This window comes from Kiloniella laminariae (genome assembly GCF_027214005.1).
GTDB classification, from domain to species: Bacteria; Pseudomonadota; Alphaproteobacteria; order Kiloniellales; family Kiloniellaceae; genus Kiloniella; species Kiloniella laminariae_A.
Map to the genome: position 1 here is coordinate 1 of NZ_JAPWGY010000015.1, position 14,570 is coordinate 14,570.

Sequence of the window (14,570 nt, forward strand, 5' to 3'; positions counted from 1 at the left end):
CCCATGAAACACCTCCTCCCGAAAGTGAATCATAGAATACCGCTTTTGGGAATCCCGAAACCGATTCAGATCAAAAGCAAAACGCTTTAGCCTGAAACCTCAGCTGCATAGATCTCCACCATATCCCCAAACTCTCTCAGAAAAACAGAACCTTTAACCGTGCGCTGCACCAGAATGGAGCGACGATCCTTGTCATCGGTTTTACGGCGGACAAAATCCAGCCCGCCCAAGCGATCCAGCGCCCGGGTAACGGCAGGTTTGGACATGTTCAGCTCTTCGGCCAGCCCCCGAACCGTATGGGCCTGATCCTTCAGATAGACATGCAGCAACAAGGTAAACTGGCGTGAGGTGAGGTCTGGCAAGTCCTTCTGAAGCGCCAGAACCATCACACCCCGCCACAATTCAAGGGCCTGCTTAGCTGCAATATCCATTGTTCGCTCCGAATGTTTCGCATTCGTAATGATTCTAGAACGAAAACAGAGAACAGCTCAAGCCAAACCTTGGTCTATCGAACAGTAATACAGGTTACCTTGCTCAAACTCGCGACTTTGTGAGAAACAGAACCAAGCAACAAAGCTTCCAGATCCCCATGGCCACGACTTCCCATGACGATGGCATCAACCTTGTTACCCTCTGCATATTCAACAATGGAGCGGGCAGGCTGGCCGATTTTCACTTCGGTTTTGATTTTCTTGACCCCTGCTTTCTTCGCGATACCCTTGGCTTCTGCCAGCACTTCCTGGCTAAAAGAATCAAGAACATACTGGGCATCCTGGCCGGAGATGTGCTCAACTTCCATGAACCGACGCAGGCCCTCGTTCATTTTCACGGCCTTGGCGACTGTCAGGAAAATGATTTCGCCCTCGAACTTGACGGCAAGAGCCGCTGCTTTTTCGACAGCGCGCATGCTATGGGCGGAACCGTCAACGGCACACAGGATCTTTTCAAACATTGCCATACTCCATTTTTAATTTTGGCATTTAATAACCACATCCAGAATAAGACTATCACAAGATAAGAGAATTTTCCCAATCTCTGTCGACAATCCAGAGCTGCAGAAATATCAGGGGTCTAGCTTACCATCTCTTTGACCATCGCATAAACAGCCCTCAGGCCAATGGCTTCCCCTCCTTCAGGTCGGCCGGGACGGGCTGACATGTTATAGGCCATGATATCAAAATGCGCCCAAGGGGTTTCTTTCTCAACAAATTCTGCGAGATAGAGCGCCGCTGTGATCGCCCCGGCATAGGGGCCACCTGAAACATTGTTCAGATCAGCAATTTTGCTGTCGAGCAATTTGCGATAGGGCTTATGCAAAGGCAGACGCCATATTTCATCGCCCTGCTCGACAGAATGCCTGCGGAGCCTGTCCGCCAGTTCATCGTCGTTACAGAACATCGCCCCAAGATCAGTTCCAAGCGCCACCCTGGCCGCTCCGGTCAAGGTGGCAAAATCCAGAATAAGATCAGGTTTGGTACGATCCGCCTCGGCCAGCGCGTCACACAAGACCAGACGACCTTCAGCATCGGTATTGCCGACTTCCACCGTCAGCCCCTTGCGTGTTTTGATCACATCTGAAGGGCGGAAAGCATTTCCTGACACGGCATTCTCCACGGCAGGGATCAGGACCCGCAACTGGCAAGTCAGATTGCTCTGCATGATTGCCGCTGCCAGTCCCAGAACATGGGCTGCCCCCCCCATATCCTTTTTCATCAACAGCATACCCGCTGCAGATTTCAGATCCAGTCCGCCCGTATCAAAACAGACACCCTTGCCGACCAGAGTAATCTTGGGTCCCTTGTCGCCCCATCTGAGATCAATCAGCCTCGGCGCCCGATCAGAGGCCATGCCAACGGTATAGATCGCAGGGTAATTTGCAGTAAGAAGATCTTCGCCGACAATGACGTTGCACTCGGCTTCGTATTCACCCGCCAGTTGGGAGGCTGCCGTCGCAAGCTCTTCAGGTCCCATGTCGTTACTCGGTGTATTGATCAGATCCCGGGTGAGCTGTGCGCCAGATGCAAGGGACAACACCACTGTACGATCCGCCTTTTCTGGCCAGACCAGTGTGGCCTGTTCTCGTGTATCTTCCTTGTAGCGGGTGAAACGGTAACTGCCCAATGCCCAGCCCAAAGCAACAGCGCTGGCCTGTTCTTCAGCAAGCGAATCTGCAATTTGGTATGAACCCGCTGGCAGGCTTTCACTCAGCCCCGCCAAAGTCCAGATACCGGGATCTTCCTCATTCCCAAGACCGATAAAAACACACTCGATCTGTCCTGTAGCATTTGGCACAAGGCAGAAAGATCCTTCTTCTGCCAAAAATTTGCTCGCGCCAAGCCAGGACCCCACGAGTCCTTTTTCCGCTAGTTTACCTTCAAGAGCAGTCTTGTTGATAAAATGAAGAGATACAGTCTGCTTGTCAGAACTATCGATCAGCTGGAAACTCATTACGAACCTTCTCGGTATTGTCAGGTGAGGGGTAAATATACGGATAGATAAAAACAATCTTTTGAAAACAACGCCAGTCTATGCCAACTGCCTCCCGGTGAATAGGAAAATACACCCGGATATACGCGGCAAAAGGTCATCTCATCCTGGTGAACACCAGGATTGCATCACACAGACTAACAGCTGTGTGGTCAAAAGAAAGACCACCGCAGGTCAACAAACGTGATGATAGTATATAAAGGAATGTTGTTTACTCGGCAGCAGGGACGTCCGTTGCGGGAACATTATCCTCCCCTTTTAGCACCTCTGCTTCATTTTCCTCTGCTGCGACTTCGCCTTCCAGTGCTTCTGTCGCCTCTTCCACAGCACTATCATCCGCAATCATTCCGATCTCGCGATAGAAACGTTCCGCACCAGGATGCAAAGGCATTATCAGGCCATCAAGGGCTTTTTCGATCACGATCATATGCCCCAGTTCATGACCATCTCTAAGCTTTTTCTGCGTGCTCTCATGCCAGAGTGCTTTGGTAATACCGTAGACGAGCTCATCGTCCAGATCTTCACGCACCAGAAATTGTGCAGGGACCAACAAAGCAGGCGTGTTGGGAACATTACGATAGGTCCCCACCTCAATGACTCCTGCAGAAAAGAAGGGATAAATTTCCTGCAGCACATCAAGATCCACCTCGCTCAAGGACAGAAGAGTAATTCGACTTTGATCGGCCAACGCCTTGACCAGCCGGGCAGGGATTCCGGCAATGGTAAAGAAGCCATCAATATCACCCTTGAGCATTGCTTCGTAAGCTTCACTATCGTTCAGATACGAAAGATTCTCTTCTGCTATCCGCACCCCTCTGGTTTCAAGCAACAGCTGGGCTCCGGCATTTGACCCCGAGCCGACTGGGCCAAGGGAAACCTTCCGGTCATGAAGATCTTCGATCGAACGGATACCACTGGTATTGCTGATAACCAGATGCATGGCTTCAGGATAAAGATTGGCAATACTGCGGATATTCCCAACAGCCCCCCGGGTTCGAAAGATATGCTCGCCCTTCAGAGCCCAGTAAACGACGTCAGCCTGAGCAAACCCGCCCTCAAGCAGCCCATCGGCTATCCCGTTTATATTGGCGACCGACCCTTCAGTTGCCACGCTGTTGGACAGCAGGCCACGAACACCGCAGTTGCCGCCTTTGTCGCAGTCCCTCGATCCGATAGGCTTACTGATGGAGTTGGCAATTATACCGCCAATGGGAAAGTAGTTCCCCACCGTCGCCCCGGTACCAATTCGGAAAATTGGTGTGTCCTGAGCCATGGACAGACTCGAAAACAACGACAATATCAGAATGGAAACAAATGCTTGTGGAACGTTTAACAGGGTACGAATAATTGAGGACGCCGCAGACAACGGACTGCCTTTCTCTACTTACAGGTAGGTCTCCGGGAAGCTTTCTTTATCCTAGGCCATAATAAGTTAAAAGTTAATTAGAACATTGAGCCCATTGAATATTTTTATCTGGAACTATTAACCCAGATCAAACTTCTGCTGCTCTTGTGTTTTAAATGACGCCTTAACTTTCAGACCTTCAACAAACGAAGGCATAATTCCCGACCTTTCACCCAGAAAGATCGCAAGACAAAAAGGCGCCTCAAAGGCAAAAAAAAGGCAGGTACGACACTGGCAAAACTCAAATTTCCAGAACAGTCGCCTTTTCTTCCGCAGCCTCGAAGAGACGGCCCTCGGAAAGTTCCACCTGTCGGGTTGCCACCCTGTTCAGGAAATGATGATTGTGCGACACGATAACCATTGCCAGGGGCAATTCTGTCAAAATCGCAATCAGCCGTTGCTTGGTTTCCCGGTCAAGATCATTGGTTGGCTCATCAAGTAAAAGAACATCCGGTTCCAAAGCCATCACGGTTGCCAGAGCAACCAGGCGCTTCTGTCCGCCAGAGAGCTTGTGGGTAATCCGGTGAGCCAGATCTTCCAGATGGAGTAGCGAAAGGGTCCGACCGACAATGTCCATCACTTCCTGATGCGATTTGCCGAGGTTCAGGGGGCCAAAGGCAAGATCTTCCGCCACAGTCGGGCAGAACAGCTGATCATCAGGATCCTGGAACACCAACCCGGCCCTGACGCGCACCTCGCGAAAGTCTTTCTCCTGCTGCCGCAGGGATCCAAAAGCTTCTATCTGTCCCTGATCCGGTTTTTCCAGTCCATTGATCAGCCGAAGCAACGTGCTTTTCCCTGCCCCGTTGCTGCCTGTCAGTGCGACTCTTTCCCCCGGGTGCAAATCAAAGCTCACCCCTTTGAGAACTTCCAGCCCCCCCGCATAGGAAAAATGCAAATCCCGTAACGTGATCAGAGGTAGCGACATTAAAGATATCCCACGGCCAGAAGCCCTAATAGTGTAACAGCCGAAACAACCGCAAATATCCGGTCACGAGGACCTGATTTCATCGTATCCAGGATATAGAAACGACCGTCAAATCCCCGGCATTTCATCGCCTCCATGATCCTGTCGGAACGTTCCAGGCTTCGCACCAGCATCATCCCGACAAGATACCCGATGGAACGCAGCGTATGCAGATCCGTACGCGGGACGAACCCTCTGGCTTTCATCGCCATGCGCATGGTTTTGTATTCCTTATAGAACACATCAATGTAGCGCACCGTGAAAAGGAAAAGATGAACCAGCTTGATCGGAATTTTTAGACGATAGAGCGCATGCCCCAGTACTGAAGGCTCCATGATCCCGATCAGAGCCATCAGGGAAAAGAGAATCGCATTGGCTTTTAAGCCGACTTCTGCTGCCCTGAACAACCCTTCCCTGCTCGCTTCCCAGCCCCAGAAAGAAAAGATCACTTCGCCTGGCATGGTGAAAGGCAGCGTCAGAACCAGCACCAGGATAAAGGAATCAACCACCACGACTTTACGCACCGTTGTCCAGATAGGCAGCCGGGCAAAGAGCGACAGGCCCAAACCGATTCCAAGGGCAAGGGTCAGGGCCATCATATCGTGCAAGGCAGAAACCACACAGGAAAAGAGAACGCAGACAAGCAGCCGTACCCGGGGATCAAGACTCTGAAGGAATGCTTCCTGTGTCTGCTGGTGTTTGTCCAGTGTCCAGGACCTGGAAACTTCCCCGAGTACCTGTGTCATTCTATTGATCCTTCACAGGCTTGCGTCGACCGAGCAGGAAAGATGCAATACCAAAGATGCCGAGGATATACCCGATCCCCCCCAGGATGTCCTGAAAGCGGCGTTCTTCTTTAAAAAGGGCGAGTTCTTTACGCAATTTACTCACTTCCTTGCCAACAATACTTTTGAACAGCTCTTCATCCATCATCGTGCCTGCTGTAACAGAAGCAGACGCTGCAACCGGAGCCATCCCTGTATTCACAGTATCACCTGGCCCCTCGGTAACGATTTCATTTTCGAGGCTCTTTTCACCTTCCAGCGTCTCTGGAAGCTCATCGGCCGTGACAACAAAACTGGCAATATGACCAGCGCTGAGATCAGCACGGAAATGATGATCTACTCTTGTCGTGGTAACAAAGGTAAAAAAACCTTCTTCGTCCGTCGTGACCTCTCCCAGTTTGTTTCCCTCAACATCACTGACAATCACCAGAACATTTGCCGCCATATCCCCATTTGAAAAGCCGATTTCTCCCTCGATCTTGTTACCGTCGGGATAGGCCGCAGAAATTATCTTGTGGGCCCAGGCGGAACTGACTGTGGTTACCCCAAGGAAAAGGGCAAGACACAAACCAGACAATCTTGTTTTATCGAACGGCATGTAACAGCTCCGGTTTGACTTTGGTGATCAGTTGAATTGTTGCCGCCGTCAAAAGTCCTTCAACGGCCATGACAGGGAAGTGGGCGACAATGACAAATTCCGCAGCCTTGCCAAACTCTTCGCCAGACAGGGCAAGAGAGATCGCCACCATGACTGCAGTCAGGAAAATCGATAAAGATCCCCCAAGAAATCCCCAAAAACCGGCCACAGACAAGATCCCGCGCCGATAGAGAAAATAGCCATAGGCCATCACCCCAGAAAACAGGATCAGAGAAACGCTGTTAACGGTTACGCTCCAGCTGCCTCCCTCAACCTGATACAGTTGATAAAGGGCAAAGCCTGCCCAGATCGTAATCAGGAAAAACACAAGAAAAAGGCCATCCGCAACACGTTTGGCAAGCAGGTGTTTTTCTGCTGAAAGCCCCCAGCGGCAGAGGAAATACACCAGAAGGGCTGGCACAGCGATGTTCACCGCATTCACCCCAAGGACAGTAAGCCCGCCAAAACCAAAAAAGACTGCCTGCAACAAAAGAGCCACAGCCAGAGCCGGGAAAGCGGCCCAGCCCAGAATGATCCCCAGCAAACCGTTCAGTATCAGATGAACCGACGAAAACCCGAGGGGAACGTGAATCAGCGACGCCACAAAAAACACCGCAGAGAGAACCCCGACGCGGGGCAGGTCTTCGGGTTCAAGTTTTTTAAGGCTATAGGCAACGCCGGAGGCGGCCAAAAGGCCGCCTCCGATCAGCACAGGGTTCGAAAGGGCACCATCAACAATATGCATAGCGCGCTCTCTTTCTAGTCAATATCCCGGGCCTGGATCCAGATCACTGCATCCTGCGACAAAGTCTTGCCTTCATATTCGCTGTCCGGGCCGGTACCCAGAGCAGCAATGCCCCAGAATCCGGCTTTGGGCACGCCAAAGGTAAACGTTCCGGAAGCATCAGCCCGAAGGGCATGTGCCGGAGACGAAATCAGAGCCGTTTCCGAAAAGCGGTTTTTTTCCGGCTCTGCTGGAAAATTCATATATTCAATTTCGATTTCTGCAAAAGGTACCGGTTTGCCCTCGGACAGAACCACTCCGGAAAAAGTCCCCCCCGCAATAACGTTGTAGGGTTTACCAAGCGGGCGGATTTCAGTTTTCAGTCCCTGTTCACTGTCCCAGTCGGTAGGAAGATCCCCGACATTGATATAGGACTTGGTCAGCTGCTGGATATAGACATCTTCGCTGGCTTCGTAATAGGGAGTCGGCACCAGCACAAACACACTGTCCCCGAGACCACGAAGTTTGAGTTCAGCCTCAAAGGCCTTGCCGGTGTTTTCGCTGCTGGTCCAGTTGATTTCCTTCAACTGTCCAAGCAGATCAGTCTTTTTACCCTTGTGAATGGAATAGAATTCCAGCGGCGCACCCATTTCCATCACATGGCCGGAATCCGCCGGATGGGTAAATGGCATTTTCAAAGTAACCACGCCGCCCTTTTCCAGCATGGTCTCCGGCGTAAAAAGCAGTTGAAAATGTGCCTGCGCTGCAGACGTTAAGACAGCCGTTCCGGCAACAAGCAGCCCGGCAAAGAAAACCTTGTTCATCTCGTTTCATACCCTTTAGTCCCCAGCAGCTCTGTAATCGGCTGGGGATAACGTTCCTGATTGAGTTGCTGGATGAAGGCTGACTTTGCAAGACATCCCGCCATCCACAAAATGCCGGATCTTTCCGGCAACTCTGCTTCGGCAACTCGGCTCAAAGGCACGCCACAAACGGATGTCCGCCCCGATGGTGCTCCCCGCCCTTCGGTTTCGTGACGTTATGCTGGCAGGTCTCCTGGCTCACGGGTCAACGCTCAATCATCAAACCTTCCCGGCCTATGGCCAGTGGTCATCGCTGACGAGAGCTCACCGTTTACAGTTGCGGGGGCAGCCACAGCTAAGAGTCCCCTGATGGGCAGACTCCTTCCGTGTTCCCTTTTAATCCCCAGGCGGCTTCACCCTTGGGGAACCAAACATGCGGCGCAGTCTATGCGGGCAAGAAAAAAGTGGCAAGCTTCAACAAGGAGTTCTTGGAAAATTATCAAAAATAACCATACTACCCGGTATGCCTCTTTTCCAGAATAGTGACCTCGACAAATGACTCCGTCCCTCCCAACCGCCAGCAGCCTGAGTTGGCTTGCAACAGCATTGGCCCTTCTCGCACAGGAAGGCCCCTGGTCTTTGACCATTGCCCGCCTTTGCAAGGAAATGAACCTGACAAAAGGCAGTTTTTATCACCACTTCAAAGATCTGGAAGCATTCAAATTGGCCCTGCTCGCCTTCTGGGAAAAAGATTACACCAAGGATCTCTTTGAAGCCGTGAAAGATGTGGAAGATCCGGAAGCACAGTATGAGATGCTCTTCACCCTGGCTTTCGAGAAGGATTTTGCTGCTGATATCGCTATGCGAACATGGGCTCAATCTGATGCAGCCGTGCGTAGCTCGGTCGAGAAAATCGACAACATCCGTCTGGATCTTCTCTCGGGCATGTACGAGCGTGCTTCCAGTCTGACACCCGAAGCAGCCAGAAATTATGCAGTTATTGACTATGCTGGTTATATCGGTTTCTACAGCCTCTTTCCCAAAGCCAACGATTCCTGGGCAAGAGACCTCGCCTCCATTCAGACCCGTGCCCTGCTCGCCGACAGCAAAAACACACGCGGCATCCTGTAAACCTATAATAAATCTTCTTGCCGCTCTGGCGCGATCGGCCTGGAAAATCCCGCTTGACCCCCACCCCTTATCTCAGCAAACTGCGCCCGTGTCGGTTAACCGGGCATAAATTCAGTCCGGTGATTAAAAGGGAATACGGAGGAGTCTGCCCATCAGGGGACTTTTAGCCGGAACTGCCCCCGCAACTGTGTTCAGTCGGGTAACCTCAGGATATCAGAACATCTGCTGTCCAGTGTGCTTTCTCGAACTGTCAGTCAGGAAACCTGCCGTCATAACGTCACCAGTCCAATGAACGGGGTCTTTCATTGGGGCGGACCTTCCGTCGTGTGGCGTGCCTGTCGTTTGGCAGGGACGCCGGTAAAGTGCGTTTCTGTCGTTCTAGTAAACCTTTTTGACAGAGCGCGAACCATGTTTTTTTCACGACACCTCCTCCTGCTCCTTGCCGGATTTTCGGGAATTATTTCCCCAGCCAGTGCCCATTTCCTGGAACTTGTACCTTCAACCGCCCTCGTCACCAAAAGCGGGGAAAGTCGTCTATCCTTTGACATTCGCTTTACCCACCCTATGGAAGGCGGGCCTTTGATGAACATCGAGCGCCTCGACCGCTTTGGTGTACAAACTGTAGACGGGAAACATGATCTGACCGGGCAGCTCATCGTAGAGACCCTGCCAATGGCCTTAAATCCTGCCAGAGTGCAAAGCTACACCGCCGACTACAGCATTCGTCGAGCCGGAGACTATACCTTTTACGCCAGTCCCTCTCCCTACTGGGAAGCAGAAGAAAAAACCATGATCATCCATCACACCAAGGTGGTTGTGAATGCCTATGGTTTGGAAAATGGCTGGGAAACACCCGTCGGGCTTCCTGTAGAGATCATGCCTCTCAGCCGTCCCTACGGGTTATGGACAGGCAACATCTTCTCGGGACAAGTCATGAATAACGGAACTCCCGAAGGGGATGCGATTATCGAAATCGAATACCGTGGAGAAGGAAAAATCACTCCCCTTGCGACGCCGTACATTACCCAGACGATCCGAACGGATGAGAATGGCGTTTTTCATTACGCCATGCCCAAAGCCGGCTGGTGGGTTTTTGCGGCTCTGCTCGACACAGGAAAAACCCTTCCTGCTCCTGACGGAACTGAAGCGCCTGTTGAAGAAGGCGGTCTGATCTGGGTTCACACCCAGAACATGCCCTGAAATTTACCTGGATCAATCAGGTAATACATTTCGCAACACTGTGCTGGGATCAAAAGATCCCGGCGCAGTCGCGATGGAGGAGAACCAGGTCAACCAGCCATAAAAGCCATCATTTGCTGGTTCTCGTACTCAAGTTCCTGCAAACGTTTACGGACAACATCCCCGATTGAAATCATGCCACAAAGTTTGCCATCTACGACAACAGGCATATGGCGAAAGCGCCCGTCTGTCATTTTTTGCATAACCTCGTGGATCCGTGCATCAGGGCTGCAACAGCTTGGATCGGCAGTCATTATTGTGCTGACTTTTTTCTGGAACAACGCCACTCCTTCATTGCCAATTCCCTTGACCACATCGCGTTCTGACACGATGCCAATTGGGCGTTTTTCCGCGTCGGCCACGACCAGTGCGCCGATTTTGAAAGAATTGAGCATATCCACCACTTCCTGGACAGTATGGTCCGGGCTTATGGTGTGAATATCCCCCCCTTTATCAGCCAGAACATCCTTGACAGCCCCACCAGCTGTTCCCAGAAAATTGCCTGTTGTTTCAGTCCCTGAACCGCTATCACTCTGAAAAAGAGCGGCATTGAAATCACAGGAAAATACCATTACTGACCCTCCTCGTTCTTCCTTGTTCAGAAAACTATAACACAAGATTTTGCGGTTTATTAATCATGATTATCAAAATAATCCTGTTGCAGGAAAATTGAAAATCGGCATCAGTTTGCCGATCCTGCAACAATTATCAAAACACCCCGGTCACCCCCGGCTTTCTCAAAGGACAAATGAGGAAACAAAAGCCGGATCACACCCGTTATAAAAAGTGAAAGAGGGGCACTCCTTCTTGTGTCTGAATCTTTAGCCCAATATCTCTGATCTTGACCGATATCTCGGGTTTCCAGCTGCCTGTTTCTGTCGGCACACTCCGTCCGGTACCGGTATTCACATCGAACCGCGGAAAATTTCCGCCCGTCATCAGTACCAGCAGTTGCCCTCCCTTCTTCAGACGATAAGCTGTCGTCATTAATCTGACCTCAATCTTGACTTCTTCCCCCGGAGACAAAGCAAGACCGTTTCTCTCAGGATCAGCAAACCGTGCGCGTTGGATGCCATCGGTGATATTCAGCGCCGAAAAATCATCAGGCCCCTGTCTTTTTTCAAACAGGAAAACAGCCAGATCAAAATCCTCCGCGTCAGAACAAGCCTGACAGTTCAACAGAGGTGTACCGCATATCAGCATGTCTTCTGAAAGGGGAGCTGTTTCAAAAACAAGAATATCCGGGCGGTTGAAAGGGGATTCAGGGTTTCCCGTACCCGGGTAAAGAAACATCCCTCCCTCCATGATCGGGGCACCAGAAGTAATGGCCCCCCCGATGGTACGAAAAGGGTCATCTGGTGTCATGGTCAGAGAATGTACCTGGGGTGTTCCCCCTGTAGAGGAAACCCGGGTTTGGGCTTGTAAAACATCATTTTCGTCTAGGCGGAACACCTGCTCTTCCGGTGAGGCTTGTGTCGTAACCTTCGACAACCAGCGCCCGGAGACATCCAGATGTCCTCTTTCGTTCCAGGACCAGTCCCCTCCCCCCATTTCAAAATATACGTTTTCGTCTTGCCAGGGGGTCTCTGTTTTACCCAGAGCAAAGTCAAACCAGGCAAGCCGCAACTCTGGAAAGCTTCTACCTGTCAGTTTATTTAACGTTGCCGCTGCCCCGAAATCTGCGGTTCCAGCATAGCTTTGATTCCGGCGACCATGGAGCCACGGCCCCATAAGCAACTGAACCGGGCTGGTAAACCTCCGTTTCATTTCCTCGTAGAGGATGTTCATTGACTGGGCATAGGGATCATTCCAGCTACCCAACAAAAATACGGGAACATCGGGCATCCGGTCAAACCAGCGTTCGGCACAAGTCGCCGCTCCCAACCATTCGACTGGTGCTGTTTCCTGTTCCCAGAGATCCAGAAGATAAGCTTCATATTCCGGCACAACAGCCAAAGGGGATTTGCCTCTTTTCCAATCCGCTTTCAGCACTTCCTGAGTCAAATCAAGAGACTCAAAATGAGTTACTGCAACCATATCCCCTTGATCAATAGCATACTGACGAGCGTGCTTGAACGCCCATGTAAGCTGTTTTAATTCAAAGGCTCCTCCGTAACGGACTGAGTGCTCATAGGCATTCAGTAATCCACCGGTATCAAGGAACATTCCCGAAAGTCCTGGTGCCGTTGCACAGGCGGCTGCCAACTGGGTGTGTCCCCCATAAGACAAACCCATCGAACAGATTCGACCATCACACCAGGGTTGCTCTACAATCCACGCATAACTGTCAAAGCCATCCTCGGCTTCGTTGATATATTTTGAAAAGATACCTTCGGAACCGTGGCGTCCCCGAACATCCTGCATCACAACGCCATATCCACGGGCACAAAACCATCGTGCCAGCTCGACACGTGTCAGAGCAACTCCACTCGCCAGACACATTTCTGAACCGGAAACTCCTTTGCGATTATATGGAGTTCGTTCAATCAGAACCGGTCCGCAATGTCCGGACTCAGGCAGATAGATATCTGTTGCCAGACTGGTACCGTCACGCATTTTCACCATTTCAGTGAATTCGCAGGGCATGTCATGCGGGATAGAAATATCACGGGCCATTGCTCACAGCACCCCAGCAGTAAGGATTTTCAAAACGTAGCCTTATGCAAATTAATCAGTCAAAGGATCACCTGTTCCGCGATCAGTGCTCTTCTCGGGAAAGACGGTGTCAAAAACGACCCCGTCTTCCACGCTGTAGCCAATCAGGCCACTCGAGCACTCCACCAAATCAATCAACAGGTCTGAAATCAGCAGCCAGAGTCCGCTCTACGGGTCCGATTTTATAAGCGACCTTGTTCGAATGAGCCCAGATCAGCTCTTCGAAATAGAGCGGTAAAATTCCCTGTTCCTCAACAAATCCGATCGTGGCTGCCTCTTTAAGAAGTTGCTCTTTCTCATCATCGTCAAATGTTGCTGTCGCCCTGGTCATCACATCATCAAAAGCGGGGTTGGAGAAACGCCCGCGATTGAACGTTCCAATGCCTGCTTCCTTGTTATAACTGGAGAGTACCTGTTCCAGTCCCCGGCTTGAATTCCCCGAAGTCGTTCCAAAACCAACCAGAAACACACTGAACTCTCTTTTCGAGGCGGATTTGAAATAGATACTTTTGGGCATGGCTTCGACAGAGCTTTTCAACCCGCCACGCGCAAACAGCTGTGAAAGCGCCTGGATTACTTTGGCATCATTTACATAACGGTCATTTGGTCCATGGATCGTCAGGGAAAAACCGTCTGGATAGCCAGCCTCAGTCAACAGGGCCTTTGCGCCTTCCAGATCATAAGCAGGTGTCTTGATCTCCGGGTTGAATCCGATAAAACCCTCGGGAACCATTTGGCCCGCCGGTACAGCCCGGCCATCCATGATATGTTCAACAATCCTGTTGCGATCAATCAACAGGGACAAAGCCTTGCGGACGCGTTTATCCCGTAGCGGGTTGTTGATTTCTCCCCCTTCGCTCCCTTTGATAAAGGGTGTCTGTTCCCGATCAGAATCCAGGTGCAGATAAATCAACCGCCCAGAAATCGAGCTGCTGACTTCCAGTCCGTCACGGGCCTTAACCACAGCAACATCAGAAGGTGGCACCTGATCGATTGCATCAACATCACCTGCCATCAATGTCGCGACGCGGGATGCCGCATTTGGAATATACCGTATTATCACATCCGAATAGCCGGGAACTTCACCCCAATATTGCTCATTCGCTTTCAGCACCAGACTTTCATTCGGCGTCCAGGATACAAACTTGTAGGGACCAGTACCGATAGTCGCCTGCCCCGAATCAAAATCAGCACTCTTGATTGTCACGCCCAGCTCGGAAGGAATGATGTAAACGCCACCGATCTGCTCCATAAAATCCGGAGCCGGCTCTTTTGTTGTGACTTTCAGTTTATGTGCATCCAGCGCTTCAATTGAGGCAATGCTTGATACCAGGCTGATAAAGGAAGACGGCGAGTCCTCGACATTTGGAATACGTTCTACTGACGAAATAACATCCGCAGCGTCAAAGGTACTGCCATCATGGAAAGTGACCCCCTGCTTCAACTCGATTTCCCATGTCGTCGGATTGATGTTTTGCCAAGACGTCGCAAGCATGGGCCCCATCTGCATCTTTTCGTCCACACTTACCAGTGTTTCAAAGATATTCGATGCTGTGTTTTGATTCGGCGATGTTCTCGAAAAATGTGGATCAACCGACTGATGTTCGCCCGCCAGGGCAAGTCGAAGCGTGTCTGCTGAAGCTGATGACACCAGGCCAGATGTCGCCAGGAATGCCATTGCCAACATACAATTTTTTGTCGTTATCATAGTCTTGCTCCCTTCAGATGCATACGTAT

15 protein-coding genes and 2 riboswitches are annotated in these 14,570 nt (G+C 51.0%); of the genes, 3 read left to right on the forward strand and 12 right to left on the reverse strand.

From position 1 onward, the window contains the following. Positions 1 to 86: 86 nt before the first annotated feature. The 9 genes from O4H49_RS19685 to O4H49_RS19725 form a co-directional block, all read right to left on the reverse strand. On the reverse strand, positions 87 to 431 hold the full coding sequence (locus O4H49_RS19685) for a MarR family transcriptional regulator (protein WP_269425139.1): 345 nt from the start codon (positions 429 to 431) through the stop codon (positions 87 to 89). A 74-nt stretch (positions 432 to 505) separates the two neighbouring features. Continuing rightward, on the reverse strand, positions 506 to 952 hold the full coding sequence (locus O4H49_RS19690; protein WP_269425140.1) for a universal stress protein: 447 nt from the start codon (positions 950 to 952) through the stop codon (positions 506 to 508). A gap of 119 nt (positions 953 to 1,071) precedes the next feature. Continuing rightward, positions 1,072 to 2,448, reverse strand: coding sequence for a leucyl aminopeptidase family protein (locus O4H49_RS19695; RefSeq protein ID WP_269425141.1), 1,377 nt, complete (start codon positions 2,446 to 2,448; stop codon positions 1,072 to 1,074). 250 nt (positions 2,449 to 2,698) lie between these two features. Then, on the reverse strand, positions 2,699 to 3,853 hold the full coding sequence (locus O4H49_RS19700) for a TAXI family TRAP transporter solute-binding subunit (RefSeq protein WP_269425142.1): 1,155 nt from the start codon (positions 3,851 to 3,853) through the stop codon (positions 2,699 to 2,701). 280 nt (positions 3,854 to 4,133) lie between these two features. Then, on the reverse strand, positions 4,134 to 4,820 hold the full coding sequence (locus O4H49_RS19705; RefSeq protein WP_269425143.1) for an energy-coupling factor ABC transporter ATP-binding protein: 687 nt from the start codon (positions 4,818 to 4,820) through the stop codon (positions 4,134 to 4,136). Further along, positions 4,820 to 5,605 (reverse strand): cobalt ECF transporter T component CbiQ, encoded by a 786-nt coding sequence (gene cbiQ / locus O4H49_RS19710; RefSeq protein ID WP_269425144.1) that lies wholly within the window; start codon positions 5,603 to 5,605, stop codon positions 4,820 to 4,822. The genes O4H49_RS19705 and cbiQ overlap by 1 nt, the downstream gene beginning before the upstream one ends. 1 nt (position 5,606) lies before the next feature. Then, positions 5,607 to 6,242, reverse strand: coding sequence for a cobalt ABC transporter permease (locus O4H49_RS19715; RefSeq protein WP_269425145.1), 636 nt, complete (start codon positions 6,240 to 6,242; stop codon positions 5,607 to 5,609). After that, positions 6,229 to 7,026 (reverse strand): cobalt transporter CbiM, encoded by a 798-nt coding sequence (gene cbiM / locus O4H49_RS19720; RefSeq protein ID WP_269425146.1) that lies wholly within the window; start codon positions 7,024 to 7,026, stop codon positions 6,229 to 6,231. The genes O4H49_RS19715 and cbiM overlap by 14 nt, the downstream gene beginning before the upstream one ends. Before the next feature lie 14 nt (positions 7,027 to 7,040). After that, the gene (locus O4H49_RS19725) at positions 7,041 to 7,829 is read right to left on the reverse strand and encodes a DUF4198 domain-containing protein (protein WP_269425147.1); all 789 of its coding nucleotides are present in this window, start codon (positions 7,827 to 7,829) and stop codon (positions 7,041 to 7,043) included. Between the two features lie 72 nt (positions 7,830 to 7,901). Here O4H49_RS19725 and O4H49_RS19730 point away from each other — a divergent pair, with 72 nt between their 5' ends. The 3 genes from O4H49_RS19730 to O4H49_RS19740 all read left to right on the forward strand — a co-directional run bounded on the left by O4H49_RS19730 (position 7,902) and on the right by O4H49_RS19740 (position 10,139). Then, on the forward strand, positions 7,902 to 8,042 hold the full coding sequence (locus O4H49_RS19730) for a hypothetical protein (RefSeq protein WP_269425148.1): 141 nt from the start codon (positions 7,902 to 7,904) through the stop codon (positions 8,040 to 8,042). Further along, positions 8,034 to 8,255, reverse strand: a riboswitch (cobalamin riboswitch). Its footprint overlaps the gene before it by 9 nt. Positions 8,256 to 8,363: 108 nt before the next feature. After that, positions 8,364 to 8,939: a TetR/AcrR family transcriptional regulator gene (locus O4H49_RS19735; RefSeq protein ID WP_269425149.1), complete on the forward strand. Its 576-nt coding sequence runs from the start codon at positions 8,364 to 8,366 to the stop codon at positions 8,937 to 8,939. Positions 8,940 to 9,014: 75 nt separating this feature from the next. Continuing rightward, positions 9,015 to 9,225: riboswitch (cobalamin riboswitch) on the forward strand. 122 nt (positions 9,226 to 9,347) lie between these two features. Beyond that, on the forward strand, positions 9,348 to 10,139 hold the full coding sequence (locus O4H49_RS19740; protein WP_269425150.1) for a DUF4198 domain-containing protein: 792 nt from the start codon (positions 9,348 to 9,350) through the stop codon (positions 10,137 to 10,139). Between the two features lie 89 nt (positions 10,140 to 10,228). Here the strand turns inward: O4H49_RS19740 and O4H49_RS19745 are convergent, their stop codons facing one another. The 3 genes from O4H49_RS19745 to O4H49_RS19755 form a co-directional block, all read right to left on the reverse strand. Continuing rightward, entirely contained in the window at positions 10,229 to 10,750 is a 522-nt protein-coding gene (locus O4H49_RS19745) for a CBS domain-containing protein (protein WP_269425151.1), read from the reverse strand. A 205-nt stretch (positions 10,751 to 10,955) separates the two neighbouring features. Beyond that, positions 10,956 to 12,794 (reverse strand): CocE/NonD family hydrolase, encoded by a 1,839-nt coding sequence (locus tag O4H49_RS19750; RefSeq protein ID WP_269425152.1) that lies wholly within the window; start codon positions 12,792 to 12,794, stop codon positions 10,956 to 10,958. Positions 12,795 to 12,963: 169 nt separating this feature from the next. Continuing rightward, positions 12,964 to 14,541: an ABC transporter substrate-binding protein gene (locus O4H49_RS19755; protein ID WP_269425153.1), complete on the reverse strand. Its 1,578-nt coding sequence runs from the start codon at positions 14,539 to 14,541 to the stop codon at positions 12,964 to 12,966. Between the last annotated feature and the right edge of the window lie 29 nt (positions 14,542 to 14,570).

Bases quoted from the DNA above. Each gene is read 5' to 3' on its own strand.
- O4H49_RS19705 (WP_269425143.1), bottom strand. From the start codon at position 4,820: ATGTCGCTACCTCTGATCACGTTACGGGATTTGCATTTTTCCTATGCG.
- O4H49_RS19730 (WP_269425148.1), top strand. From the start codon at position 7,902: ATGAAGGCTGACTTTGCAAGACATCCCGCCATCCACAAAATGCCGGAT.
- O4H49_RS19750 (WP_269425152.1), bottom strand. From the start codon at position 12,794: ATGGCCCGTGATATTTCTATCCCGCATGACATGCCCTGCGAATTCACT.
- O4H49_RS19685 (WP_269425139.1), bottom strand. From the start codon at position 431: ATGGATATTGCAGCTAAGCAGGCCCTTGAATTGTGGCGGGGTGTGATG.
- O4H49_RS19735 (WP_269425149.1), top strand. From the start codon at position 8,364: ATGACTCCGTCCCTCCCAACCGCCAGCAGCCTGAGTTGGCTTGCAACA.
- O4H49_RS19695 (WP_269425141.1), bottom strand. From the start codon at position 2,448: ATGAGTTTCCAGCTGATCGATAGTTCTGACAAGCAGACTGTATCTCTT.
- O4H49_RS19690 (WP_269425140.1), bottom strand. From the start codon at position 952: ATGTTTGAAAAGATCCTGTGTGCCGTTGACGGTTCCGCCCATAGCATG.
- O4H49_RS19715 (WP_269425145.1), bottom strand. From the start codon at position 6,242: ATGCCGTTCGATAAAACAAGATTGTCTGGTTTGTGTCTTGCCCTTTTC.
- O4H49_RS19755 (WP_269425153.1), bottom strand. From the start codon at position 14,541: ATGATAACGACAAAAAATTGTATGTTGGCAATGGCATTCCTGGCGACA.
- O4H49_RS19745 (WP_269425151.1), bottom strand. From the start codon at position 10,750: ATGGTATTTTCCTGTGATTTCAATGCCGCTCTTTTTCAGAGTGATAGC.
- cbiM (WP_269425146.1), bottom strand. From the start codon at position 7,026: ATGCATATTGTTGATGGTGCCCTTTCGAACCCTGTGCTGATCGGAGGC.
- cbiQ (WP_269425144.1), bottom strand. From the start codon at position 5,605: ATGACACAGGTACTCGGGGAAGTTTCCAGGTCCTGGACACTGGACAAA.
- O4H49_RS19725 (WP_269425147.1), bottom strand. From the start codon at position 7,829: ATGAACAAGGTTTTCTTTGCCGGGCTGCTTGTTGCCGGAACGGCTGTC.
- O4H49_RS19740 (WP_269425150.1), top strand. From the start codon at position 9,348: ATGTTTTTTTCACGACACCTCCTCCTGCTCCTTGCCGGATTTTCGGGA.